This window comes from Legionella lytica (genome assembly GCF_023921225.1).
GTDB lineage: Bacteria > Pseudomonadota > Gammaproteobacteria > Legionellales > Legionellaceae > Legionella > Legionella lytica.
Window position 1 is genome coordinate 322,501 of record NZ_CP071527.1, and the last position, 26,232, is coordinate 348,732.

Below are 26,232 nucleotides of genomic sequence, written 5' to 3' on the forward strand. Positions count from 1 at the left end.
CACGCGAACAAGTAGGCCGGGACACGTGAAATCCTGGTTGAATATGGGTGGACCATCATCCAAGGCTAAATACTACTTACTGACCGATAGTGAACCAGTACCGTGAGGGAAAGGCGAAAAGAACCCCGGAGAGGGGAGTGAAATAGAACCTGAAACCGTTTGCGTACAAGCAGTGGGAGCATGGCTTAGGCTGTGTGACTGCGTACCTTTTGTATAATGGGTCAGCGAGTTACTTTCAGTGGCGAGGTTAACTGAATAAGGAAGCCGTAGAGAAATCGAGTCTGAATAGGGCGCGAGTCGCTGTGAGTAGACCCGAAACCGGGCGATCTAGCCATGTGCAGGATGAAGGTTGGGTAACACCAACTGGAGGTCCGAACCGGGTAATGTTGAAAAATTATCGGATGACGTGTGGCTAGGAGTGAAAGGCTAATCAAGCCCGGAGATAGCTGGTTCTCCCCGAAAGCTATTTAGGTAGCGCCTCGTGAATGATTGTTGGGGGTAGAGCACTGTTTCGGCTAGGGGGCTGTCATGGCTTACCAAACCGATGCAAACTCCGAATACCGGCTAATTGAATCACGGGAGACACACGGCGGGTGCTAACGTCCGTCGTGAAGAGGGAAACAACCCAGACCGCCAGCTAAGGTCCCCAAGTACTAGTTAAGTGGGAAACGATGTGGGAAGGCATAGACAGCCAGGAGGTTGGCTTAGAAGCAGCCACCCTTTAAAGAAAGCGTAATAGCTCACTGGTCGAGTCGGCCTGCGCGGAAGATGTAACGGGGCTAAAACTAGTCACCGAAGCTGCGGATGTGCACTAAGTGCACGTGGTAGGGGAGCGTTCTGTAGGCTGATGAAGGTGGATTGAGAAGTCTGCTGGAGGTATCAGAAGTGCGAATGCTGACATGAGTAACGATAATGAGGGTGAAAAGCCCTCACGCCGGAAGTCCCAGGTTTCCTGCACGACGTTAATCGGAGCAGGGTGAGTCGGCCCCTAAGGCGAGGCTGAAGAGCGTAGTCGATGGGAACCAGGTTAATATTCCTGGACTTTTTGTAAGTGGTGATGTGGGGACGGAGAAGGCTAGATGAGCCAGGCGTTGGTTGTCCTGGTACGTGCATGTAGGGGGGTAGACTTGGCAAATCCGGTTTACTGCTAACCCTGAGGTGTGATGTGGTGCTGACACTTCGGTGTACAGCGAAGTCATTGATGCCCGGCTCCCAGGAAAAGCTGCTAGCCATAACTTACAGAGAACCGTACCGCAAACCGACACAGGTGGACAGGTAGAGAATACTAAGGCGCTTGAGAGAACTCGGGTGAAGGAACTAGGCAAAATGGTACCGTAACTTCGGGAGAAGGTACGCCCTTGCTGGTTAGTTACTTTACGTAACAAAGCTGGTGAGGGCCGCAGAGACCAGGTGGCTGCGACTGTTTATTAAAAACACAGCACTCTGCAAATTCGTAAGAAGACGTATAGGGTGTGACGCCTGCCCGGTGCTGGAAGGTTAATTGATGGGGTTATCCTTAGGGAGAAGCTCTTGATCGAAGCCCCAGTAAACGGCGGCCGTAACTATAACGGTCCTAAGGTAGCGAAATTCCTTGTCGGGTAAGTTCCGACCTGCACGAATGGCGTAACGATGGCCACACTGTCTCCACCCGAGACTCAGTGAAATTGAAATCGCTGTGAAGATGCAGTGTACCCGCGGCTAGACGGAAAGACCCCGTGAACCTTTACTATAGTTTTGCACTGGACTTTGATGATAACTGTGTAGGATAGGTGGGAGGCTTTGAAGTATGAACGCTAGTTCATATGGAGCCGACCTTGAAATACCACCCTGTTATTATTGAGGTTCTAACTTGGTCCCCTAATCGGGGATGAGGACAGTGTATGATGGGTAGTTTGACTGGGGCGGTCTCCTCCCAAAGAGTAACGGAGGAGCACAAAGGTACCCTCGGTACGGTCGGACATCGTACCAAGAGTGTAAAGGCATAAGGGTGCTTGACTGCGAGAGCGACGGCTCGAGCAGGAACGAAAGTTGGTCTTAGTGATCCGGTGGTTCTGTATGGAAGGGCCATCGCTCAACGGATAAAAGGTACTCCGGGGATAACAGGCTGATACCGCCCAAGAGTTCATATCGACGGCGGTGTTTGGCACCTCGATGTCGGCTCATCACATCCTGGGGCTGAAGCAGGTCCCAAGGGTATGGCTGTTCGCCATTTAAAGTGGTACGCGAGCTGGGTTTAGAACGTCGTGAGACAGTTCGGTCCCTATCTGCCGTGGGCGTAGGAAAATTGAGAGGAGCTGCTCCTAGTACGAGAGGACCGGAGTGGACGAACCTCTGGTGTACCGGTTGTGACGCCAGTCGCATCGCCGGGTAGCTAAGTTCGGACGGGATAACCGCTGAAAGCATCTAAGCGGGAAGCCTCCCTCAAGATGAGTTTTCCCATGAAGCCCGTTGAAGACTACGACGTTGATAGGCAAGGTGTGGAAGCGCAGTAATGTGTGAAGCTAACTTGTACTAATTGGCTGATTGTCTTGACCATATAATCTGAGTTGCTTTGGGAACAAAGCACTACAGAATAGCGAGTGTTACGAAGCGCAAAAAAAAGCGCACTCTTTATTTACCTAATGCGAAATTGCGGTATAATGGCTGCAATGAGCATAAAACGAGTTTTCCTGGCGACAATAGCGGTCTGGAACCACCTGAATCCATCTCGAACTCAGAAGTGAAACAGACATGCGCCAATGATAGTGTGAGGTCTCCTCATGTGAAAGTAGGTCATCGCCAGGGTTTTATTAAAGTGACGGGTTGTAAAGTCACAAAAGTACTTACACTATGTAAGTGAGCGATACATGCCGGCGTAGCTCAGTTGGTAGAGCAACTGACTTGTAATCAGTAGGTCCCGGGTTCGATTCCTGGTGCCGGCACCATCTAAATTAAGTTGGCCGTCAATCAATTTGATTGACAATCATAGCATCTTAAAAGACAATAGCGTTCTTTTTGGAGGGGTTCCCGAGCGGTCAAAGGGATCAGACTGTAAATCTGACGGCTCTGCCTTCGAAGGTTCGAATCCTTCCCCCTCCACCAGTATTAAGAAGAAAAAAATAGCGGGTGTAGTTCAATGGTAGAACTTCAGCCTTCCAAGCTGATAGCGTGGGTTCGATTCCCATCACCCGCTCCAATTACAGTGAAGATGTTTGCTTATATAATTATTTAAGCATATATATAAGCCCACATAGCTCAGGCGGTAGAGCACTTCCTTGGTAAGGAAGAGGTCGTTGGTTCGAGTCCAGTTGTGGGCACCATGAAATATTAATTTAGCATATGGGGAGACTTTCCAATGGCGAAGGAAAAATTTGAGCGTAAGAAGCCGCACGTTAACGTGGGTACTATTGGTCACGTTGACCATGGTAAAACAACTTTAACTGCAGCAATTACGACAATTATGGCGAAGAAATTCGGTGGTACAGCTAAGGCTTACGACCAAATCGATGCTGCGCCAGAAGAAAGAGAGCGTGGAATTACAATTTCTACTGCTCACGTAGAATATGAATCAGCTACAAGACACTATGCGCACGTAGACTGCCCAGGACACGCTGACTATGTTAAGAACATGATCACTGGTGCTGCGCAAATGGACGGAGCGATTTTAGTAGTATCAGCAGCTGATGGCCCAATGCCACAAACTAGAGAACACATTCTATTGTCACGCCAAGTTGGTGTACCATACATTGTTGTGTTCATGAACAAAGCAGACATGGTTGATGATCCTGAGCTGTTAGAGTTAGTTGAGATGGAAGTACGTGATTTATTAAGCAGCTACGACTTCCCTGGCGATGACATTCCTATCGTTGTTGGTTCAGCGCTGAAAGCACTGGAAGGCGACGAGAGTGATATTGGTGTTAAAGCAATTGAAAAACTGGTTGATACAATGGATTCATACATTCCTGAGCCAGTTCGTAACATTGATAAAGCATTCTTATTACCAATCGAAGACGTATTCTCAATTTCTGGACGTGGTACAGTAGTAACTGGCCGTGTTGAGAGCGGAATTGTTAAAGTTGGTGAAGAGATTGAAATTGTTGGTATCCACGATACAACTAAGACAACTTGTACTGGAGTAGAAATGTTCCGTAAGTTGTTGGACGAAGGACGCGCTGGAGACAACGTTGGTGTGTTATTACGTGGAACTAAGCGTGATGAAGTTGAGCGTGGTCAAGTATTGGCTAAGCCAGGCACAATTAAGCCACACACTAAATTTGAAGCAGAAGTGTACGTGTTATCAAAAGAAGAAGGCGGACGTCATACTCCATTCTTCAATGGTTACAGACCTCAATTCTATTTCAGAACAACCGACGTAACAGGTACTTGTGACTTGCCGGAAGGTGTAGAAATGGTAATGCCAGGCGATAACGTACAATTAGTAATTAACCTACATGCTCCTATTGCGATGGATGAAGGTTTACGTTTCGCAATTCGGGAAGGTGGCCGTACAGTAGGCGCCGGTGTTGTTGCGAAAATTATAGAGTAAGGTAGAATGTTGGCATGCGTTAACAATGACGCATGCCAAGTAAATTTAGGCCAGTAGCTCAATTGGCAGAGTGGCGGTCTCCAAAACCGCAGGTTGGGGGTTCGATTCCCTCCTGGCCTGCCAACTACAAGTGAATATGAAAAGTTCAAACGAAAATCCAAATAAGACAAAAGATATTTTATCTTGGCTAGCTGTGGCTTTAGTAACTGCTGGCGCGTTCTTTTGCACCTACTATTACACTTTTTCAGGACCAGTTCAGTCTATGGTATGGCTAGCGTGGTTCTTACTGTCTATGTTTTTTGCTTACCTAACAACTACAGGCAAACAAGTTTATCAATTTGCTCAAGAGTCAAAAATTGAATTGTTAAAAGTTGTTTGGCCTACACGTCAAGAGACGATACAGACAACAACTATTGTTATTGTTATGGTTACATTAACTGGATTTATTCTCTGGGGAATAGATTCACTAATGATGTGGGCAATTGCTAAAATAACTCATTTAGGGTGAATTCGGTGGAAGAGCAGAAGTCAAAGCAATGGTATGTAGTACATGCCTACTCAGGTTATGAGAATTTTGTTATGCGCGAAATTTCGTCTCGTGCAGTACACCACAATTTACAAGATAAAATTGGTGAAGTTGTAGTTCCTTCTGAAGAAGTGGTTGAAATGCGTTCTGGACAAAAGCGCAAAAGCACACGCAAGTTCTTCCCCGGCTATGTTTTAGTGAACATGGTTATGGATGATCAAACTTGGCATATGATTCGTGCAATTCCTCGTGTATTGGGCTTTATTGGCGGAACCAGTCAAACTCCTACACCAATTACAGATAAAGAAGCACGTGCAATTATGCAACGTGTTGAGGACGGGGTTACTAAACCCAGACCAAAAATTCTCTTCGAACCTGGCGAAGTTATCCGGGTTAAAGAAGGACCGTTTGTTGACTTCAACGGCGTTGTTGAAGAAGTTAACTATGAGAAAAACAGACTAAGAGTGGCAGTTCTTATTTTTGGACGCTCTACTCCTGTTGAACTTGAATTTAGTCAAGTTGAAAAGACATAGTTTGTTAAGTGCCTAGACCAGCATTCTTTACTGTAGATGTTCAATCTACGGTATACTGCTGGTCAGGCTTTTTTTGTAAACAGGGGAGCTAGAAATTTAGTCGACAAAGTTATTTTTTCGCTGAAACTAGTGTTTGACCCGCAAGGAGTAAATATGGCAAAAAAAGTAGAAGCATATATTAAGTTACAAATTCCAGCCGGTAAGGCGAACCCAAGTCCACCAGTCGGACCTGCGTTAGGTCAACGTGGTGTGAACATCATGGAATTCTGTAAAGCATTTAACGCTGCAACACAACAATTGGAACAAGGCTTACCTATTCCCGTTGTTATTACAGTTTATAGTGATCGCAGCTTCACCTTTATCACTAAGACTCCTCCAGCTTCAGTTCTATTGAAGAAAGCTGCAGGTATTGCAAGTGGAAGTGGTACACCTAACACTAAGAAAGTGGCTAAACTTCACGTCAGTAAACTTGAAGAAATCGCGAAGCTTAAGGCACCTGATTTAACTGCAGCAGATTTAGCAGCAGCAGTTAGAAGTATTGCAGGTACTGCGCGTAGCATGGGTATTGAAGTTGAAGGTTTAGAATAAGGGGTCACCATGGCAAAAGTAACTAAGAAACAAAAGAATATTGCATCAGTAGTTAAGCCAAATCATTTTTATACTGTTAGCGATGCTGTTGCTGTATTAAAGCAATTTGCTTCAGCAAAATTTCGTGAAAGCTTAGATATCAGTGTTAACTTAGGGGTTGATCCTCGTAAATCTGACCAAGTTGTTCGCTCATCTACTAACCTACCAAAAGGTACTGGTAAAGTAGTACGTGTTGCTGTATTCGCTCAAGGCGATAATGCAACCAAAGCAAAAGACGCTGGTGCTGATATCGTTGGTTTTGAAGATTTAGCTGACCAAATTAAAGCGGGTAAAATGGACTTCGATGTCGTTATTGCAACTCCAGACGCAATGCGAATTGTAGGTCAATTAGGTCAAGTCCTTGGTCCAAGAGGTTTGATGCCTAACCCTAAAGTTGGAACTGTTACTACAAACGTAGAAGCAGCAGTTAAAGATGCTAAGTCTGGGCAGGTACGCTATAGAACTGATAAAAATGGTATTATCCATTGTTCAGTTGGTAAAGCAGATTTCGCAGCTGAAGATGTGCTAGAAAATATTATTGCTTTAATTAGCGACTTGAAAAAAGCAAAACCATCTTCATCTAAAGGTCAATACCTGAAGAAGATTTCTTTATCTACAACTATGGGTCCTGGATTGGCTATTGATATTTCATCTTTACCTGTGTAAAATACCCACCCATTTTTAAGAATTCACGGCATAGATTTGGTTCCATGCCGTCGAAGACCGCAGGGGCCTCGGCTTAATTTCCTGCGCAGACGGTGAACCGGCTCCATTTAAAAGAGGCGGCCACCATAACTGGCAAATCCTTGAGATTTGTTTACATTAGGAGGTCAGTAACGTGACATTAAATTTAGCTGCAAAAAAAGCAGTAGTTGAAGAGGTGGCTGAAGTCGCTTCTAAAGCTATTTCCGCAGTTGTTGCTGATTATCGTGGTTTAACTGTTAATCAAATGACGCAATTACGCACAGAAGCGCGTAAAGCTGGTGTTTATCTTCGAGTTGTAAGAAATACTTTAACTCGTAGAGCATTTAAAGACACTGAGTTTGAGTGCTTGAGTGACATGCTTGTTGGCCCGTTGTTCGTTGCTTTATCTCTGGAAGCGCCCAGTGATGCAGCGCGTCTGCTTAAAGAGTTTGCTAAGACATTCGATAAACTTGAAGTCAAAGCATTGTCTGTAGGCGGAAAAGTATACGCAGCAAGTCAAATTGACGCAGTTGCAAGCTTACCGACTAAGGATGAGGCAATTGCTAAGTTGATGTATGTAATGAAAGCGCCAGTTGAGAAATTTGTTAGAACTCTTGCTGAGCCTCACGCTAAATTAGTGAGAACTATAGCAGCAGTAAAAGACAAAAAAGCAGGTTAATCCTTTAATCATTAATTAATTTTTTTTAAATCAGGAGCTAGTAATGGCTGTGTCTAAAGACGAAATTTTAAATACCATAGCAAACATGTCTGTTATGGAAGTTGTTGAACTAATCGAAGCAATGGAAGAGAAATTCAATGTTTCTGCTGCCGCTGCTGCTGTTGCGGTTGCTGCTCCAGCTGCTGCTGCTTCTGCTGCTGAAGAGCAAACTGAATTCAACGTAATTATGACTAGCTTTGGCGCAAACAAAGTTAACGTAATTAAAGCGGTTCGTGAAATTACTGGTTTAGGCTTGAAAGAAGCTAAAGACTTAGTAGAAGGTGCTCCTTCAACAATTAAAGAAGCTGTATCTAAAGATGAAGCTGCTAACCTCAAGAAGTCTCTTGAAGAAGCTGGTGCTACAGTAGAAGTTAAATAATATAGTTGTATCTATGAGATTAAACCCAGCCATGTTTTCATGGCTGGGTTTACGTGTTTGAAAGTCATCAATAATTTACAGAGGAACCACCATGGCCGTTGCAGAAGCTAAACCTCAATATTCGCATGCTGAGAAAAAACGATTTCGCAAGAGCTTTGGTACCCAAGCCGATAAAATGGCGATACCAAATCTGCTTGAAATTCAACTTAAATCCTATAGAGATTTTCTTCAGGCCGATAGCAAATTAAGTCAACACTTTAATACAGGATTACATGCTGCATTTTCTTCTGTATTTCCTATCGAAAGTTTTTCTGGTAATGCACGACTTGAATATGTTGGTTATAAGCTGGGCGAGCCCGCATTCGATGTTCGCGAGTGTAAGTTACGTGGTTTAACCTATTCTGCACCATTACGGGTTAAGATAAGACTTGTTGTTCTTGATAAAGACGCAAGCGAAGAGCCTAAGCCAATTAAAGATATTAGAGAACAAGATGTATTCATGGGTGAAATCCCTCTAATGACTGATGTAGGTACATTCGTTGTGAATGGTACTGAACGTGTCGTGGTTTCACAGTTACATCGTTCACCTGGTGTTATATTTGAGCATGATAAAGGTAAAACTCATTCATCAGGTAAATTACTTTATTCAGCACGCATTATTCCTTACCGTGGATCTTGGCTTGATTTTGAGTTTGATCCTAAAGATTGCGTTTATGTTCGAATTGATAGACGACGTAAACTGCCTGTTAGTATCTTATTAAGAGCATTAGGATACGAAACTGAAGACATTCTTAGTGAATTCTTTGAAATGACCAGCTGCCATCTCAAAAATGGTGAGTATCATATTGCACTGATACCACAACGTTTGAGAGGTGAGATTGCCTCATTTGATATTCTTGTGCCTGAAACTGGTGAGCTAATTGTTGAGCAGGGCAGAAGAATTACAGCTCGTCATATTAAGCAAATGGAAAAAAGCCAAATGCAAGATCTCGTGGTACCTAGAGATTATATGGTTGGCAAAACATTAGCTAAAAACATAATTGATACCTTAACTGGTGAAGTCGTAGCGCAAGCAAATGATGAAGTAACTGATGAGTTGTTAGATAAAATGGCATCTCATGGTATTCATCAGTTCGATATGATTTATACCAATGATTTAGATCATGGTTCTTATGTTTCTGATACAATCAAAATTGACCCAACTTCAAGTCAATTAGAAGCACTGGTAGAAATCTACCGTATGATGCGTCCTGGTGAGCCACCAACTAAAGAAGCTGCTGAAGCATTATTCAAAAACCTATTCTTTGTTGATGAGCGCTATGACCTATCTGCTGTTGGTCGTATGAAGTTTAATCGCCGTGTAGGCAGAAAAAATGATGATGGTCCTGGAACATTGACCAAAGAAGACATCATGGCAGTAATTAAGACTCTTATCGATATTCGCAATGGTATTGGCATGGTTGACGATATTGACCATCTTGGTAACCGTCGTGTACGAAGTGTTGGTGAAATGACTGAAAACCAATTCCGAGTTGGTTTAGTTCGGGTTGAGCGTGCAGTTAAAGAGCGCCTGAGTCTAGTTGAATCTGAAAACTTAATGCCACAAGATTTAATTAACGCGAAGCCTGTATCTGCAGCAATCAAAGAGTTCTTTGGTTCAAGCCAGTTGTCTCAATTCATGGATCAGGTAAACCCACTATCTGGAGTTACCCATAAGCGTCGTGTATCAGCATTAGGCCCAGGTGGTTTAACGCGTGAACGCGCTGGTTTCGAGGTTCGTGACGTACATACCACTCACTATGGTCGCGTATGTCCAATTGAAACACCTGAAGGTCCAAACATTGGATTGATTAACTCCTTATCTGTTTATGCAAGAACTAATGATTATGGTTTTATTGAAACTCCTTGCCGTAAAGTAATTGATGGCCGTGTAACTGACGATATTGAATACTTATCTGCGATTGAAGAAGTGGATCAATATATTGCGCAATCAAGTGTTGCTTTAGACGAGCAAGGTAATATTCTTGCTGACTTGGTTCCTTGCCGACATCAGAATGAGTTTTCATTAACTACTCCTGATAAAATTAACTACATGGATATTTCTCCAAAGCAGATTGTTTCTGTAGCTGCTTCGTTAATCCCGTTTTTAGAGCATGATGATGCGAACCGCGCATTAATGGGATCAAACATGCAACGTCAGGCAGTACCAACATTACGTTCTGAGAAGCCTTTAGTTGGAACTGGAATGGAACGTATCGTTGCTTCTGACTCTGGGGTTTCTGTTGTAGCAAAACGTGGTGGGGTAATTGATTTAGTTGACGCTTCACGTATCGTAGTTCGTGTTAATGATGACGAAACAACTGCTGGTGAGACTGGCGTAGATATTTATAACTTAACTAAATACTTCCGTTCAAACCAAGATACATGTATTAACCAAAGACCAATCGTGAATACAGGTGATCTCATTCAACGTGGTGACATCCTCGCTGATGGTCCTTGTACGGATATGGGTGAATTAGCGTTAGGTCAAAACTTACTTGTAGCATTTATGCCTTGGAACGGATACAACTTCGAGGACTCGATTCTTATCTCTGAGCGTATTGTTCAAGAAGACCGTTTCACTACTATTCATATTGAAGAGTTAACTTGTATCGCTCGTGATACTAAGTTAGGCACAGAAGAGATTACTGCTGATATTCCAAACGTTGGTGAGTCTGCATTATCTAATCTAGACGAAGCCGGGGTTGTATACATCGGTGCTGAAGTTAAAGCTGGCGATATTCTCGTCGGTAAAGTAACTCCTAAGGGTGAAACACAACTTACTCCGGAAGAGAAATTATTACGCGCAATCTTCGGTGAAAAAGCTTCTGATGTTAAAGATTCATCTTTACGCGTTCCTTCTGGTATGAACGGTACCGTAATTGACGTACAAGTGTTTACGCGTGATGGTCTAGATAAAGATGCACGTGCGAAAAGCATTGAAGAAGAGCATCTAGCCCGTGTTCGTAAAGACTTAGTTGATGAGCGCCGAATTCGTGAAGAAGATATTTATCATCGCGTAGCTAATTTAATTCTTGATAAAGTAGCAACTGGTGGTCCAGCTAGTTTGAAACCAGGTTCAACTATTACTCAGGAATACTTGGACAAAGTTGAGCGTCAAAAATGGTTTGATATTCGCTTAGACAATGATGCGATAAGCCAGCAATTAGAACAACTTTCAAAACAGCTTGAAATGTTGTCTAAAGAGATGGAAAAACGTTTTAACGACAGCCGTAAGAAAATCATTCAAGGTGATGACTTAGCTCCTGGCGTATTAAAGATCGTTAAAGTATATCTAGCGGTTAAGCGCAGAATTCAACCTGGTGATAAGATGGCAGGTCGACATGGTAACAAAGGGGTTATCTCTATTGTTGTTCCAGTTGAAGACATGCCGCATATGGAAGATGGTACATCTGTCGATATCGTACTAAACCCATTAGGCGTACCTTCGCGTATGAATATTGGTCAGGTACTAGAAACACACCTTGGTTTAGCTGCTAAAGGTTTAGGTCATAAGATTGCAGAATTGTTAGATACGAAGCAATCGGCGGCTGAAATTAAGTCGTTCTTAACCAAAATATATAACCATGATGGCGTACAAAGAGTTAATCTTGATTGCTTAAATGAAGAAGAATTATTCCGTTTAGCGGATAACCTACGAGCTGGGGTGCCAATGGCAACGCCAGTATTCGACGGTGCTTCTGAAGAAGAGATCAAGAGCATGTTATTACTTGCAGGCTTATCTCCTGATGGTAAGACTACATTGACTGATGGTCGAACTGGAAATAAATTTGATAATCCAGTTACTGTTGGTTACATGTACATGTTAAAACTTAACCACTTAGTTGATGATAAGATGCATGCTCGTTCAACTGGTTCCTATAGCTTGGTAACGCAACAACCACTAGGCGGTAAAGCACAGTTTGGAGGACAGCGTTTCGGGGAGATGGAAGTATGGGCACTTGAAGCATATGGTGCTGCGTATACATTGCAAGAAATGTTGACTGTAAAATCAGATGACGTTGGTGGTAGGACGAAGATCTATAAGAATATTGTCGATGGTGATCATCGTATGGACCCAGGAATGCCAGAGTCGTTTAACGTATTGTTAAAAGAGATTCGTGCATTGGGTATTGATATTGAATTAGATCACGATTAACCGTATCAGCGATACATACTGATTAACCAATTTTTGGAGACATAGACTTGAGTACTCTAAACGACGATCCAATGAATGAACCGATGAGAAAAGCTCCAGTGATGAGCGATTTGCTTGGGATTCTCAAGCAACAAGGGCAAAGTGAAGAGTTCGACGCAATTAAAATTGCGTTGGCCTCTCCGGAATTAATTCGCTCTTGGTCTTATGGTGAGGTAAAAAAACCAGAAACGATTAATTACCGTACCTTTAAGCCTGAGCGTGATGGTTTATTCTGTGCTAAAACGTTTGGCCCAGTAAAAGATTATGAATGTTTATGTGGTAAATATAAGCGCTTAAAACACCGTGGTGTTATTTGCGAAAAATGCGGTGTTGAACTTGCATTAGCTAAAGTACGTCGTGAGCGTATGGGGCACATTGAACTGGCGAGTCCAGTAGCTCATATTTGGTTCTTAAAATCATTACCATCCAGAATTGGTTTATTACTGGATATGACTTTAAGAGACATCGAACGCGTTCTTTACTTTGAAGCATTTGTTGTTGTTGAGCCTGGCATGACTGAACTTGAGCGTGGCCAATTGCTTAACGATGAAGCTTATCTTGATGCTATGGAGCAATACGGTGATGAATTTGATGCACGTATGGGTGCAGAGGCAATTCGTGATCTATTACGCCAAGTTAGCCTTGAAGATGAAATCAAAAATCTACGTGAAGAGTTACCTACTACGAACTCTGAAACTAAGATTAAGAAGATTACTAAGCGTTTAAAACTATTAGAAGCATTTTATGAATCAGGAAATAAACCTGAGTGGATGATTATGGACGTATTGCCAGTTCTTCCACCAGATTTAAGACCTTTAGTGCCTCTAGATGGTGGTCGCTTTGCTACTTCGGATCTTAACGATCTTTATCGTCGCGTAATTAACCGTAATAACCGATTGAAGCGTTTACTTGATTTGAATGCTCCAGATATTATCGTACGTAACGAAAAGCGTATGTTACAAGAATCTGTTGATGCCTTATTAGATAACGGTCGTCGTGGTAGAGCAATTACTGGTACTAACAAGCGTCCACTTAAATCATTGGCCGATATGATTAAAGGGAAGCAAGGTCGTTTCCGTCAAAACCTTCTTGGTAAGCGTGTTGACTATTCTGGTCGTTCCGTAATTGTGGTAGGTCCTACATTAAAATTACATCAATGTGGTTTACCGAAAAAAATGGCACTTGAGCTATTTAAGCCGTTTATCTTCAGTAAATTAGAATTTAGAGGTTTAGCTACAACAATTAAAGCCGCCAAGAAAATGGTAGAGCGTGAAGAGTCTGTAGTTTGGGATATTTTAGATGACGTTATTCGTGAACATCCAATCCTGTTAAACCGTGCACCAACTCTGCATAGATTAGGTATTCAGGCATTCGAACCTGTACTAATCGAGGGTAAAGCAATTCAATTACACCCATTAGTTTGTACGGCATATAACGCGGACTTCGACGGGGACCAAATGGCGGTTCACGTTCCACTGACTTTAGAAGCTCAGTTAGAAGCTCGTTCGTTAATGATGTCTACCAACAATATTTTATCACCAGCAAGCGGTGAGCCTATTATTGTTCCTAGCCAGGACGTAGTATTAGGTTTATATTACTTAACTCGTGAAAAAGTTAATGCTTTAGGTGAAGGCAAAATATTTGTTAGTGCCCAAGAAGCGCAGAACTTCTACGAATCAAACCATCTTGATATTCATGCGAAAATTAAAATTCGTATGGCTAAAGAGAATGGTGAAGAAGGGTATCATCTGGTAGAAACTACAGTGGGTCGTGCAATTCTTGCTGAAGTTTTACCTAAAGGTATGCCTTTTGCTACAATTAACCGCACCATGACTAAGAAAATGATTTCCAAAGTTATTGACGGTTGCTACCGTATCTTTGGCTTAAAAGAAACGGTTATGTTCGCTGATAAGCTCATGTATACAGGGTTTAAATATGCGACTCGTTCTGGAATATCGATTGGTATCGAAGATATGGAGATTCCTGACGATAAAGCAAGTATTATTGAGCATGCTGATAACGAAGTTCGTGAGATCGAATCGCAATTCCGTTCTGGTTTAGTTACTAACGGTGAGCGTTATAACAAAGTAATCGATATTTGGTCGCGTACTAACGAGTTAGTCGCTAAATCGATGATGGCTAAGATTGCTACTGAAGCAGTTACTGATGCTAAAGGCAACGAAACACGCCAAGAATCATTTAACCCAATCTTTATGATGGCTGATTCTGGAGCGAGGGGTTCTGCGGCTCAGATTAGACAGCTAGCCGGTATGCGTGGTCTGATGGCGGCTCCAGATGGCTCGATCATTGAGACTCCCATTACAGCGAACTTCCGTGAAGGTCTGAACGTATTCCAGTACTTCATTTCAACTCACGGAGCGCGTAAAGGTTTGGCCGATACCGCATTGAAAACAGCGAACTCTGGTTACTTGACTCGTCGTTTAGTTGATGTTGCCCAAGACGTTGTTATTACAGAAGACGATTGTGGTGTAGAAACTGGTATTCTAATGCAACCTCTTATTGAGGGTGGAGATATTGTCGAACCACTACATGAGCGGGTATTAGGTCGTGTTGTTGCTGCAGACGTTTATATTCCAAATCAAACTGAGCCTGTGGTTACTGCAGGTACTTTATTGGATGAAGATTGGGTTGAGCAGTTAGAGAAGCAGAGTGTGGACCAAGTTATGGTTCGTTCGCCAATCACCTGTCTAACCCGATTTGGACTCTGTGCTAAATGTTATGGTCGTGATCTAGCTCGAGGACACTTGGTTAACACTGGGGAAGCGGTAGGTATTATTGCGGCACAGTCAATCGGTGAACCTGGAACTCAGTTGACCATGCGTACCTTCCACATCGGGGGAGCTGCGTCAAGAGCAACAGCTGCTAACAATATTCAAATTAAGACTAAAGGGGTTATTCGTTTACATAACATTAAGACGGTAACTCATGAGAATAAAAACCTGGTTGCGGTATCGCGCTCAGGGGAAGTGACCATTGTTGATGAGTTCGGACGTGAGCGTGAGCGTTATAAGCTACCTTATGGTGCGGTGATTTCGGTTCAAGATAACTCTCCTGTTGATGCAGGTCAGGTAATTGCAACTTGGGACCCACATACTCACCCAGTTATTTCTGAAGTGAGTGGTTACTTAAAGTTCGTTGACTTAATCGACGGTATTACTATGAACAGACAAACCGACGAATTGACCGGTTTAAGTAATATTGTAATTATCGATGCGAAACAACGTAGTGCAGCAGGCCGTGATTTACGTCCTATGGTTAAATTAGTAACTGCTGATGGAGATGATATCTTCCTGGCTGGTACTAACGTTCCTGCACAATACTACTTACCTGTAGATGCGATCGTTAACTTTGAAGATGGCGGTCTAGTAGGTATTGGGGACGTCATTGCACGTATTCCTCAAGAACGCTCTAAAACACGCGATATTACCGGGGGTCTTCCACGGGTAGCTGACTTGTTTGAAGCGCGTAAACCAAAAGATTCTGCAGTTATGGCGGAAGTATCTGGATTGGTTAACTTTGGTAAGGAAACTAAAGGTAAACGTCGATTAATAATCAATGTTTCTGAAGATCAATGTCATGAGGAATTGATACCAAAATGGCGTCATATCTCTGTGTTTGAAGGGGAGCACGTAGAGCGCGGTGAACTCATCGCTGAAGGTGCACTCAATCCACATGATATATTACGCTTATTAGGTGTGGGCGCATTGGCAAATTATATTGTTAACGAAGTACAAGACGTATATCGTTTACAAGGTGTGAAAATTAATGACAAGCACATCGAAGTAATTGTTAGACAAATGCTACGTAAGCGAGTTATTACTTTTGCAGGTGATTCTAAATTCCTGGCTGGTGAGCAAATCGAAGAAAGCGCTATGCTGCAAGAAAATGATAAGCTTATTGCTGAAGGAAAACAGCCTGCCCGTGGTACGCCAATTTTATTGGGTATTACTAAGGCATCCTTGGCTACGGAATCATTTATTTCAGCTGCATCATTCCAAGAAACAACTCGAGTTCTGACGGAAGCTGCTGTAAGTGGTAAAATTGATGATTTACGTGGATTAAAAGAAAACGTGATGGTTGGTCGCTTGATTCCTGCAGGAACAGGTTATGCTTATCATCAAAGCCGGAAGGCAAAAAGAGCTAAGGCTGCAGCTGGTGAGCATGTAATGCACACTGTTACTGCGAGTGATGTTGAACATGCGTTAAGCGAAGCATTAAACGCAGATAATCAAGAACACTAGTTCGGATCTAAGATACGGCAGATTAAAACTTGACAAATCTGTCGTATCTATATAGAATCCGGCCTCCTTATGCATTCGAAATAATCACAAGAGAATATCGGAGTGAAGTACAAATGGCTACTATTAATCAGTTAGTAAGAAAGCCTCGTGTGGACGTAAAGAAGAAAAGTAACGTACCTGCACTAGAGTCATGTCCACAGCGACGCGGTGTGTGCACACGCGTTTATACTACTACACCTAAAAAACCTAACTCAGCGATGCGTAAGGTTGCTCGTGTACGTTTAACTAATGGATTTGAAGTTTCATCATACATTGGTGGTGAAGGCCACAACCTCCAGGAGCACTCTGTAGTGCTAATCCGCGGTGGTCGTGTTAAAGACTTACCGGGTGTGCGTTATCACACAGTAAGGGGTAGTTTAGATACGTCAGGTGTTAACGATCGTAAACAAGGTCGTTCTAAGTACGGTACCAAAAAACCTAAAGATAAAAAATAACTGATTGTAGGAAATCGAAATGCCTAGAAGAAGAGAAGTCCCCAAAAGAGAAATTTTGCCAGATCCTAAACATCACAGTGAACTGTTAGCAAAATTCATTAACGTATTAATGGTCAGTGGTAAGAAATCAACTGCTGAGAAAATTATTTACGGTGCACTTTCTGTTATGGAAGAGCGCATCAAGAAAATCAAAAAGTCAGATGAAGAAGGTGAGTCAGGCTCAACAAGTGCTTCTGGTTCTAGTGCTGTTCTTCGCTACTTTGAAGATGCCTTAAACAATGTTCGCCCAAGTGTTGAGGTTCGTTCACGCCGTGTTGGTGGTGCTACTTACCAAGTTCCTGTTGAAGTAAGACATGATCGCAGCATCGCTTTAGGAATGCGCTGGATTGTTCAAGCAGCTCGCTCACGCGGTGAAAAGGGTATGATGTTACGTTTGGCAGGTGAATTGATAGATGCTTTTGAAAGCAAAGGCTCTGCAGTGAAGAAACGTGAAGATACTCATAAGATGGCAAAAGCTAACCAAGCGTTTGCGCATTTTAGATGGAACTAAGAGAGAGGTAATCCGTGTCTACTCCATTACAATTGTATAGAAACATCGGTATTGCAGCACACGTTGATGCGGGTAAAACCACAACAACTGAACGTGTACTGTATTATACTGGTATGTCTCATAAGATTGGTGAAGTACATGACGGTGCTGCAACAACTGACTGGATGGTTCAGGAGCAGGAGCGCGGCATTACCATTACTTCAGCCGCTGTTACATGCTTTTGGCCTGGAATGGATAAACAATTCCAACCACATCGCATTAACATCATTGATACACCAGGACACGTAGACTTCATGATTGAAGTTGAGCGTTCCTTGCGTGTTCTTGATGGTGCTGTTGTAGTATTTGACTCTGTGTCTGGAGTTGAGCCTCAATCTGAAACTGTATGGCGTCAAGCGAATAAGTATGGTGTTCCACGCATCGTATTCGTTAATAAAATGGATAGAATGGGCGCAAATTTTTTGCGCGTTGTTGATCAAATTCGCCAAAGATTAGGTGCTAACCCCGTAGTTCTTCAATTGCCAATTGGTGCAGAAGAAGAGTTTAAAGGGGTTATTGACTTAATTAAAATGAAAGCAATTGAGTGGGATGACGAAAGCAAAGGCATGACCTTTAAATACGTTGATATCCCCGCAAATATGCAAGCTCAATGCGAAGAGCATCGTGCATTAATCGTAGAAGCTGCAGCAGATGCTAGCGAAGAGTTGATGGAAAAGTATCTTGAAGGTGCTGAAATTTCTGAAGCAGATCTTAAAGACGCTCTACGTCATTTAACTGTAAGCAACAAAGTTGTTCCGGTTTTCTGCGGTTCAGCCTTTAAAAATAAAGGTGTTCAAGCGGTATTGGATGGCGTCATTGAATATTTACCTTCACCAGTAGATGTTCCTGATGTTCAAGGTATTGATGAATATGGTGATCCAACTACACGTGCAACTAAGTATGATGCACCTTTCTCGGCTTTAGCATTTAAAATTGCTACAGACCCATTTGTTGGTACATTAACATTTATCCGTGCTTACTCTGGTACGCTGAAAAGCGGTGATACGCTGTTTAACTCTGTTAAAGAAAAAAGAGAGCGTATTGGCCGAATAGTACAAATGCACGCGAATGCTCGTGAAGAAATTAAAGAAGTAAGAGCTGGCGATATTGCCGCTGCGGTAGGATTAAAAACAGTGACCACAGGTGATACTTTATGTGATCCAGATCATGTCGTTATTCTGGAGCGTATGGATTTCCCTGATCCTGTAATTGCAGTAGCTGTTGAGCCAAGAACTAAAGCAGACCAAGAAAAAATGGGTGTTGCGCTTGGTAAACTAGCTCAAGAAGATCCTTCCTTCAGAGTTCATACTGATGAAGAGTCAGGACAAACGATCATTGAAGGGATGGGTGAGTTACATCTTGAAATTATTGTTGACCGCATGAAGCGTGAGTTTAATGTGGAAGCAAATGTTGGTAAACCCCAAGTAGCTTATCGTGAAACGATAAAACAAGCTGTTGAGCAAGAAGGAAAGTTCGTACGTCAGTCTGGTGGCCGTGGTCAGTTCGGACACGTATGGATTAAAATTGAGCCTCAAGAGCCTGGCAAGGGTTATGAATTTATCAATGAAATTGTTGGTGGTGTCATTCCAAAAGAATACATTCCAGCAGTTGATAAAGGAATTCAAGAGCAAATGCAAAACGGTGTTATCGCTGGCTATCCCGTAGTGGATGTTAAAGTGACACTGTTTGATGGATCATTCCACGAGGTAGATTCTAGTGAAATGGCATTCAAAATTGCAGGCTCTATGGGTTTCAAACAAGGTGCATTGAAAGCAAAGCCTGTTTTACTCGAACCAATAATGAGTGTTGAAGTTGTTACTCCTGAAGATTACATGGGAGATGTTATGGGTGACCTTAACAGACGCCGTGGTTTAGTTCAGGGTATGGAAGACTCACCAGCGGGTAAAATTGTTAGAGCTGAAGTACCACTTGCAGAGATGTTTGGTTATTCGACCGATTTACGTTCTGCTACCCAAGGAAGAGCAACATATACTATGGAATTTTCTAAGTATGCTGAAGCTCCAAATAACATTGCTGAAGCAATTATCAAGAAACAATAAAAGTTAACGAGGTTATTGAAATGGCGAAGGAAAAATTTGAACGTAAGAAGCCACACGTTAATGTGGGAACAATCGGTCACGTAGACCATGGTAAAACAACTTTAACTGCAGCTATTACTACAATTATGGCGAAAAAATTTGGCGGAACAGCTAAAGCATACGACCAAATTGATGCTGCCCCAGAAGAAAGAGAGCGTGGAATTACAATTTCTACTGCTCACGTAGAATATGAATCAGCTACAAGACACTATGCGCACGTAGACTGCCCAGGACACGCTGACTATGTTAAGAACATGATCACTGGTGCTGCGCAAATGGACGGAGCGATTTTAGTAGTATCAGCAGCTGATGGCCCAATGCCACAAACTAGAGAACACATTCTATTGTCACGCCAAGTTGGTGTACCATACATTGTTGTGTTCATGAACAAAGCAGACATGGTTGATGATCCTGAGCTGTTAGAGTTAGTTGAGATGGAAGTACGTGATTTATTAAGCAGCTACGACTTCCCTGGCGATGACATTCCTATCGTTGTTGGTTCAGCGCTGAAAGCACTGGAAGGCGACGAGAGTGATATTGGTGTTAAAGCAATTGAAAAACTGGTTGATACAATGGATTCATACATTCCTGAGCCAGTTCGTAACATTGATAAAGCATTCTTATTACCAATCGAAGACGTATTCTCAATTTCTGGACGTGGTACAGTAGTAACTGGCCGTGTTGAGAGCGGAATTGTTAAAGTTGGTGAAGAGATTGAAATTGTTGGTATCCACGATACAACTAAGACAACTTGTACTGGAGTAGAAATGTTCCGTAAGTTGTTGGACGAAGGACGCGCTGGAGACAACGTTGGTGTGTTATTACGTGGAACTAAGCGTGATGAAGTTGAGCGTGGTCAAGTATTGGCTAAGCCAGGCACAATTAAGCCACACACTAAATTTGAAGCAGAAGTGTACGTGTTATCAAAAGAAGAAGGCGGACGTCATACTCCATTCTTCAATGGTTACAGACCTCAATTCTATTTCAGAACAACCGACGTAACAGGTACTTGTGACTTGCCGGAAGGTGTAGAAATGGTAATGCCAGGCGATAACGTACAATTAGTAATTAACCTACATGCTCCTATTGCGATGGATGAAGGTTTACGTTTCGCAATTCGGGAAGGTGGCCGTACAGTAGGCGCCGGTGTTGTCGCTAAAATTATCGAGTAATTAGAATGAGTAACAATCAAAATATAAAAATTAGATTAAAATCCTTTGATCATCGGTTGATTGACTTATCAACTCGAGAAATCGTGGAGACAGCTAAGCGTACTGGTGCTCAAATTCGAGGACCAATACCCTTACCAATTCGTAAGGAAAAATTCACCGTATTGATTTCTCCGCATGTTAACAAAGATGCGCGAGATCAATATGAATTACGTACTCATAAACGCCTGGTCGTTATCGTTCATCCGACTGAAAAGACAGTAGATGCTTTGATGAAATTGGATCTGGCTGCTGGGGTTGATGTTCAGATAAGCCTTGATGACTAATTGTTAGGGTGAAGGATATTAAAGAGGTGTTACAATGATGATCGGTTTATTAGGCCGTAAAATCGGTATGACTCGGGTCTTCACACCAGAAGGGGTTTCAGTACCTGTTTCTGTTGTTGAAGTTCACCCTAATAGAGTTACTCAAATTAAAACCAACGATGTTGATGGCTATTCAGCTGTTCAAATAACCGGTGGTTCTAAAAAAGCGAGTAAAGTAAATAAAGCTCAAACTGGGCATTTTGCTAAAGCTCAAGTTGAAGCTGGTGATATGCAAGTTGAGTTCAGAATCGACGCTGAAGATCAATTTACTTCAGGTCAAGTACTGTCTGTTGCAGATATTTTCGCTGCTGGACAATTTGTAGACGTTTCAGGTACTTCTAAGGGTAAAGGTTTTGCCGGTACTGTTAAGCGTTACAACTTCAGAACACAAGATGCTACTCATGGTAACTCCAGATCGCATCGTGTTCCTGGTTCTATTGGTCAAAACCAAACTCCAGGCCGCGTGTTCAAAGGTAAAAAAATGGCAGGCCATATGGGTAATGTTCGTTGTACAGTTCAAAGCCTTGAACTTGTGCGCGTAGATGCTGAAAGAAATCTTCTCCTAATCAAAGGCGCTATTCCTGGTGCTCCTGGTTCACGAGTAGAGATTAAGCCTGCAGCTAAAAAGCAAGCACGAGGTGAGTGATGGAAATTACTACTATAGATAAGAAAACAAAATTAAGTCTGAACCAAGATGTTTTTGCGTACGCATATAATGAAGGTTTAATACACCAAGCTGTTGTAACCTACATGAATAATGCTCGTAGTGGTAATAGCGCACAAAAAACTCGTTCAGAAGTTAGAGGCGGTGGTAAAAAGCCTTGGAACCAAAAAGGAACCGGTCGTGCACGTGCGGGTACGATTCGAAGCCCAATTTGGAGAAGCGGTGGCGTGACCTTCGCATCCAAAAAGCGAGATTATTCACAAAAAATTAATAAAAAAATGTACAAACGCGCATTACGTAGTATAATCTCCGAACTTTGCCGTACTGGGAACTTAGTTGTCGTTAGTGATTTTCATTGTGAAAGTAAAAAAACTAAAGACTTCGTTGCAAAAATGAACCAGTTGGACATTAACAACGCTCTAATTGTAATGAGTGAAGTTGGTGAGAATGAATACTTCGGGTCAAGAAATTTAATTGACTTCGATATCTGTGACGTTGCGACTTTAGATCCTGTTTCTTTACTCAAGTTTGAGAAAGTTGTTGTTACAGAAGCTGCAATTAAAAAAATTGAGGAACAGTTACAATGAATGCTGAAAGATTGTTGATGGTTCTCCGTGAACCACATACTTCTGAAAAAGCAACTGTTTTAGCCGATAAGCTAAAACAGTTCACTTTTAGAGTATTGAAAACCGCAACTAAGAATGAAATTAAAATGGCGGTAGAGCATGTATTTAACGTTAAAGTTAAAAATGTATCTGTTATCAACGTGAAGGGAAAATCAAAACGCTTCAAGCAAACAGCGGGTAAGCGTAGCGACTGGAAAAAAGCATTTGTAACTCTTCATGCTGATCAAGATATTGACTTTACAGCTACCGAATAAGGCAGATTAAGATGGCACTATTAAAATCTAAACCTACATCGCCCGGTAAACGTGGCGAATTGCGTGTGGTTCATAAAAACATCCATAAAGGACGTCCACATGCTGCTTTAATTGAGAAGCTAAAGAAAACTGGCGGACGTAACAACAATGGTAGAATCACTGTAAGACATATCGGTGGTGGCCAGCGTAATCAATACCGTATTATTGACTTCAAACGTAATAAAGATGGTATCGAAGGTCGTGTTGAGCGTATCGAGTATGATCCAAACAGAACAGCATTAATTGCTTTAATCGTTTATAAAGACGGCGAAAGACGTTATATTATTGCTCCAGCTAACTTAAATGTTGGTGATGTTGTGGTAAGTGGTGCAGATGCTCCTATTAGCGTAGGTAACTGTTTACCTCTGAAAAACATGCCAGTTGGTAGCACTATTCACTGTGTTGAAATGAAACCTGGTAAAGGCGCTCAAATGTTAAGAAGTGCTGGTGCTAGCGGTCAGTTAGTTGCTAAAGAAGGTATTTACGCAACTTTAAGATTGCGTTCAGGTGAAATGCGTAAGATTCACGTATTATGCCGTGCAGTAGTTGGTGAAGTAAGTAACAGTGAACACAGCTTACGTTCATTAGGTAAGGCAGGAGCTAAGCGTTGGAGAGGTATTCGTCCAACAGTACGTGGGGTTGCGATGAACCCAGTTGACCATCCACATGGTGGTGGTGAAGGCCGTACTTCTGGTGGACGTCATCCAGTATCACCTTGGGGTGTACCTACTAAAGGTTATAAGACCAGAAGTAATAAGCGTACAGATGGCTTCATTGTCAGAAGACGTAAGAAGAAATAATTAGAGAGGATATCAAGTGGCTCGTTCTATAAGAAAAGGTCCATTTATTGACCAACATCTGATCAGCAAAGTAATGGCTGCAGTAAAAAGCAACTCTAAGAAACCAATTAAGACTTGGTCTCGCCGTTCAACAATCGTTCCTGAAATGATTGATTTAACAATTGCTGTTCATAACGGGAAAGAACATATTCCTGTTTTTATCACAGACAATATGGTTGGTCATAAATTAGGTGAGTTTGCCATGACTCGTACATTCAAAGGCCACTCTGGTGACAGAAAGGCTAAAGGCAAGTAAGAGGATATGATGGAAGTTACAGCTAAGTTGAAAGGTGCTCCCTTATCCGCTCAGAAGGGCAGATTGGTAGCCGATATGATACGTAATATGAAAGTATCAAGTGCACTTGATGTCCTCAAGTTCACGCCCAAAAAAGGTGCTCAATTAATGCTTAAATTATTGGAATCAGCAATTGCTAACGCTGAGAACAATGACGGAGCAGATATTGATGATCTAAAAGTAGGTATGGTCTGCGTTGATGAAGCGGCTACTTTAAAACGCATTAGTCCCAGAGCTAAAGGTCGTGCAAACAGAATTTGCAAACGCACCTGCCATATCACGATTAAAGTGTCTGACGAGGAATAGCAATGGGACAAAAAGTTAACCCTATAGGCATACGCCTTGGAATTATTAAAGATTGGAATTCTAAATGGTTTGCTGGTAAAAGATATGCTGAGTTTTTAATTCAGGATATTAATTTACGTGCTGAACTAAAGAAAAAACTTATGGCTGCTGCTGTAAGCAAAATTCTAATCGAGCGTCCAGCTAATAATGCTGTAGTTACAATTCAAACGGCACGTCCTGGTGTTATCATTGGTAAGAAAGGCGGCGGTATTGAAACACTGCGTAATGAAATTTCTGGAAAATTAGGTGTTCCTGTACATTTAAATATCGAAGAAATTAAAAAGCCTGAGCTGGATTCTACTTTAGTAGCAGAGAGCATTGCACAACAGTTAGAACAACGCGTTATGTTCCGTCGTGCTATGAAACGTGCTGTTACATCTGCTCTTAAAGCAGGTGCTAAAGGTATTAAGATTTGCGTGAGTGGAAGATTAGGTGGTGCTGAAATCGCTCGTAGTGAATGGTACCGCGAAGGTCGTGTTCCATTACACACATTCAGAGCTGATATTGATTACGGTACAGCAGAGTCTAAAACTACCTACGGTATTATTGGTGTAAAAGTCTGGATCTTTAAGGGTGAAGTTCTGCCACAAAAGAAAAGATCTACTGACAACGCCTAGTGATTGAGGATTAAGAATCATGTTACAACCAAAGCGTACAAAACACCGCAAGCAAATGAAAGGCCGTAACAGAGGTTTGGCCTTACGTGGTAGCAATATAAGTTTTGGTGAGTTCGGTATGAAGGCCCTGGAAAGAGGCCGTCTTACTGCTCGTCAAATCGAAGCTGCACGTCGTGCAATGACTCGTCATATCAAGCGTGGTGGTAAAATTTGGATTAGAGTATTCCCAGACAAACCTATTACTCAAAAGCCTTTAGAAGTTCGTCAAGGTAAAGGTAAAGGTAGCGTAGAATATTGGGTTGCTCAAATACAACCTGGTAAGGTTCTATTTGAAATGGAAGGTGTATCTAGAGAGCTTGCGATGGAAGCTTTTGATCTGGCTAAAGCAAAACTTCCTTTCAAAGTTATGTTTGAAGAAAGGAAGGTGATGTAATGAAAACTGTTCAAGAGTTACGTAATTTGTCAGTTGAAGAATTGAATGATGAATTGCTCTCATTACGTAAAGAACAATTAAATTTACGAATGAAAAAAGCAAGTGGTTCACTAGATAAAACTCACCTCATTACTATGGTGCGTAAGTCAGTAGCCAAAGTTAAAACAATTTTGACTGAAAAGGCAGGTAAGTAATATGTCTACTAATGAATCAAACGCCAGAACAATGGTTGGAAAAGTAGTTAGCGACAAAATGGATAAAACTATAGTTGTGATGATTGAGCGTTCAGTAAAGCATCCTAAGTATGGCAAAATTATGAAGCGTAGATCCAAAGTACATGCTCATGATGAGAATCAAGTATGTAAAATTGGTAATATTGTGAAGATCCGTGAGTCAAGACCACTCTCTAAAACAAAAAGCTGGGTATTAGTTGAAGTAATTTCTTAATCAACTTCGTTGATATACTTTTAAAACCCTAAAAGGCCTGATATAATCAGCAACCTTTTTCTGGTCTAAATCAGAGCTGGAGTAATAAAATGATCCAAATGCAGACTGTGCTCGATGTTGCTGATAACAGTGGAGCACGAAAGGTAATGTGTATTAAAGTACTTGGTGGATCGCACAGACGCTATGCGCGTGTTGGTGATGTAATCAAAGTGAGTGTTAAAGACGCAATACCAAGAAGTAAAGTAAAAAAAGGTGCTGTAATGAAAGCTGTTGTTGTTAGAACAGCTCAAGGTGTTCGCCGAGATGATGGTTCGTTGATCCGTTTTGATGGCAATGCTGCAGTACTTTTAAATAACCAAAACGAGCCAATTGGTACTCGTATATTTGGCCCCGTTACTCGCGAGCTACGAGAGGGATTTATGAAAATAATATCTCTGGCTGCAGAAGTTTTGTGAGAAGGATTAGA

At 42.0% G+C, this 26,232-nt stretch carries 25 protein-coding genes, 5 tRNA genes and 2 rRNA genes (1 of these 32 only partly in view); all 32 read left to right on the plus strand.

Going from position 1 to position 26,232, the window contains the following annotated elements; genetic code table 11:
• Window positions 1-2,536 (plus strand): 23S ribosomal RNA (locus J2N86_RS01310) (it extends 364 nt beyond the left edge of the window).
• Window positions 2,537-2,668: 132 nt separating this feature from the next.
• Window positions 2,669-2,784 (plus strand): 5S ribosomal RNA (rrf, locus tag J2N86_RS01315).
• A 64-nt stretch (window positions 2,785-2,848) separates the two neighbouring features.
• A tRNA-Thr gene (locus J2N86_RS01320) sits at window positions 2,849-2,924 on the plus strand.
• A 72-nt stretch (window positions 2,925-2,996) separates the two neighbouring features.
• Window positions 2,997-3,081: transfer RNA gene (locus J2N86_RS01325), tRNA-Tyr, on the plus strand.
• A 20-nt stretch (window positions 3,082-3,101) separates the two neighbouring features.
• Window positions 3,102-3,175 (plus strand) — tRNA-Gly (locus tag J2N86_RS01330).
• A gap of 48 nt (window positions 3,176-3,223) precedes the next feature.
• Window positions 3,224-3,299, plus strand: a tRNA-Thr gene (locus J2N86_RS01335).
• A 35-nt stretch (window positions 3,300-3,334) separates the two neighbouring features.
• Window positions 3,335-4,525: an elongation factor Tu gene (tuf, locus tag J2N86_RS01340; protein WP_252580409.1), complete on the plus strand. Its 1,191-nt coding sequence runs from the start codon at window positions 3,335-3,337 to the stop codon at window positions 4,523-4,525.
• A gap of 47 nt (window positions 4,526-4,572) precedes the next feature.
• A tRNA-Trp gene (locus J2N86_RS01345) sits at window positions 4,573-4,648 on the plus strand.
• 13 nt (window positions 4,649-4,661) lie between these two features.
• On the plus strand, window positions 4,662-5,033 hold the full coding sequence (gene secE, locus J2N86_RS01350) for a preprotein translocase subunit SecE (RefSeq protein ID WP_252580411.1): 372 nt from the start codon (window positions 4,662-4,664) through the stop codon (window positions 5,031-5,033).
• Window positions 5,034-5,038: 5 nt separating this feature from the next.
• Window positions 5,039-5,584 carry a transcription termination/antitermination protein NusG gene (gene nusG / locus J2N86_RS01355; protein ID WP_252580413.1) on the plus strand — a complete coding sequence of 182 codons (546 nt, stop codon included), beginning with the start codon at window positions 5,039-5,041 and terminating at the stop codon, window positions 5,582-5,584.
• 153 nt (window positions 5,585-5,737) lie between these two features.
• Window positions 5,738-6,172 (plus strand): 50S ribosomal protein L11, encoded by a 435-nt coding sequence (gene rplK, locus J2N86_RS01360; RefSeq protein ID WP_133138061.1) that lies wholly within the window; start codon window positions 5,738-5,740, stop codon window positions 6,170-6,172.
• A gap of 9 nt (window positions 6,173-6,181) precedes the next feature.
• A complete protein-coding gene (rplA, locus tag J2N86_RS01365) occupies window positions 6,182-6,877 on the plus strand; it encodes a 50S ribosomal protein L1 (protein ID WP_252580415.1) in 696 nt (231 codons plus the stop codon).
• A gap of 172 nt (window positions 6,878-7,049) precedes the next feature.
• Window positions 7,050-7,574, plus strand: coding sequence for a 50S ribosomal protein L10 (rplJ, locus tag J2N86_RS01370; RefSeq protein WP_058532996.1), 525 nt, complete (start codon window positions 7,050-7,052; stop codon window positions 7,572-7,574).
• 43 nt (window positions 7,575-7,617) lie between these two features.
• A complete protein-coding gene (rplL, locus tag J2N86_RS01375; protein ID WP_252580417.1) occupies window positions 7,618-7,992 on the plus strand; it encodes a 50S ribosomal protein L7/L12 in 375 nt (124 codons plus the stop codon).
• A gap of 91 nt (window positions 7,993-8,083) precedes the next feature.
• Entirely contained in the window at window positions 8,084-12,190 is a 4,107-nt protein-coding gene (gene rpoB / locus J2N86_RS01380) for a DNA-directed RNA polymerase subunit beta (RefSeq protein ID WP_252580419.1), read from the plus strand.
• A gap of 101 nt (window positions 12,191-12,291) precedes the next feature.
• Complete coding sequence (gene rpoC, locus J2N86_RS01385; protein ID WP_252582310.1) at window positions 12,292-16,491, plus strand: DNA-directed RNA polymerase subunit beta'; 4,200 nt, start codon at window positions 12,292-12,294, stop codon at window positions 16,489-16,491.
• A 113-nt stretch (window positions 16,492-16,604) separates the two neighbouring features.
• On the plus strand, window positions 16,605-16,985 hold the full coding sequence (gene rpsL, locus J2N86_RS01390) for a 30S ribosomal protein S12 (RefSeq protein ID WP_010654837.1): 381 nt from the start codon (window positions 16,605-16,607) through the stop codon (window positions 16,983-16,985).
• Between the two features lie 19 nt (window positions 16,986-17,004).
• Window positions 17,005-17,535 carry a 30S ribosomal protein S7 gene (rpsG, locus tag J2N86_RS01395; protein ID WP_252580420.1) on the plus strand — a complete coding sequence of 177 codons (531 nt, stop codon included), beginning with the start codon at window positions 17,005-17,007 and terminating at the stop codon, window positions 17,533-17,535.
• A gap of 14 nt (window positions 17,536-17,549) precedes the next feature.
• Window positions 17,550-19,634 carry an elongation factor G gene (gene fusA / locus J2N86_RS01400; protein WP_252580421.1) on the plus strand — a complete coding sequence of 695 codons (2,085 nt, stop codon included), beginning with the start codon at window positions 17,550-17,552 and terminating at the stop codon, window positions 19,632-19,634.
• A 20-nt stretch (window positions 19,635-19,654) separates the two neighbouring features.
• On the plus strand, window positions 19,655-20,845 hold the full coding sequence (gene tuf, locus J2N86_RS01405) for an elongation factor Tu (RefSeq protein WP_252580409.1): 1,191 nt from the start codon (window positions 19,655-19,657) through the stop codon (window positions 20,843-20,845).
• 5 nt (window positions 20,846-20,850) lie between these two features.
• On the plus strand, window positions 20,851-21,168 hold the full coding sequence (gene rpsJ / locus J2N86_RS01410; protein ID WP_058533001.1) for a 30S ribosomal protein S10: 318 nt from the start codon (window positions 20,851-20,853) through the stop codon (window positions 21,166-21,168).
• Between the two features lie 34 nt (window positions 21,169-21,202).
• Window positions 21,203-21,853 (plus strand): 50S ribosomal protein L3, encoded by a 651-nt coding sequence (gene rplC, locus J2N86_RS01415; RefSeq protein WP_252580423.1) that lies wholly within the window; start codon window positions 21,203-21,205, stop codon window positions 21,851-21,853.
• Complete coding sequence (gene rplD, locus J2N86_RS01420; RefSeq protein ID WP_252580425.1) at window positions 21,853-22,458, plus strand: 50S ribosomal protein L4; 606 nt, start codon at window positions 21,853-21,855, stop codon at window positions 22,456-22,458. The genes rplC and rplD overlap by 1 nt, the downstream gene beginning before the upstream one ends.
• Window positions 22,455-22,751 carry a 50S ribosomal protein L23 gene (gene rplW, locus J2N86_RS01425; protein ID WP_133136787.1) on the plus strand — a complete coding sequence of 99 codons (297 nt, stop codon included), beginning with the start codon at window positions 22,455-22,457 and terminating at the stop codon, window positions 22,749-22,751. The genes rplD and rplW overlap by 4 nt, the downstream gene beginning before the upstream one ends.
• A gap of 11 nt (window positions 22,752-22,762) precedes the next feature.
• Window positions 22,763-23,590, plus strand: a complete 828-nt coding sequence (rplB, locus tag J2N86_RS01430; RefSeq protein WP_252580427.1) for a 50S ribosomal protein L2 — start codon at window positions 22,763-22,765, stop codon at window positions 23,588-23,590.
• Window positions 23,591-23,606: 16 nt separating this feature from the next.
• Window positions 23,607-23,885: a 30S ribosomal protein S19 gene (gene rpsS / locus J2N86_RS01435; protein WP_058533006.1), complete on the plus strand. Its 279-nt coding sequence runs from the start codon at window positions 23,607-23,609 to the stop codon at window positions 23,883-23,885.
• Between the two features lie 9 nt (window positions 23,886-23,894).
• Window positions 23,895-24,230: a 50S ribosomal protein L22 gene (rplV, locus tag J2N86_RS01440; protein ID WP_252582313.1), complete on the plus strand. Its 336-nt coding sequence runs from the start codon at window positions 23,895-23,897 to the stop codon at window positions 24,228-24,230.
• A 2-nt stretch (window positions 24,231-24,232) separates the two neighbouring features.
• Window positions 24,233-24,886 (plus strand): 30S ribosomal protein S3, encoded by a 654-nt coding sequence (gene rpsC, locus J2N86_RS01445; RefSeq protein ID WP_058533008.1) that lies wholly within the window; start codon window positions 24,233-24,235, stop codon window positions 24,884-24,886.
• A 19-nt stretch (window positions 24,887-24,905) separates the two neighbouring features.
• Window positions 24,906-25,319: a 50S ribosomal protein L16 gene (gene rplP, locus J2N86_RS01450; RefSeq protein ID WP_058533009.1), complete on the plus strand. Its 414-nt coding sequence runs from the start codon at window positions 24,906-24,908 to the stop codon at window positions 25,317-25,319.
• Window positions 25,319-25,513 (plus strand): 50S ribosomal protein L29, encoded by a 195-nt coding sequence (gene rpmC, locus J2N86_RS01455; RefSeq protein WP_058533010.1) that lies wholly within the window; start codon window positions 25,319-25,321, stop codon window positions 25,511-25,513. The genes rplP and rpmC overlap by 1 nt, the downstream gene beginning before the upstream one ends.
• Before the next feature lies 1 nt (window position 25,514).
• Entirely contained in the window at window positions 25,515-25,766 is a 252-nt protein-coding gene (rpsQ, locus tag J2N86_RS01460; RefSeq protein ID WP_133136792.1) for a 30S ribosomal protein S17, read from the plus strand.
• Window positions 25,767-25,855: 89 nt separating this feature from the next.
• The gene (gene rplN / locus J2N86_RS01465) at window positions 25,856-26,221 is read left to right on the plus strand and encodes a 50S ribosomal protein L14 (protein WP_252580428.1); all 366 of its coding nucleotides are present in this window, start codon (window positions 25,856-25,858) and stop codon (window positions 26,219-26,221) included.
• Window positions 26,222-26,232: the final 11 nt, after the last annotated feature.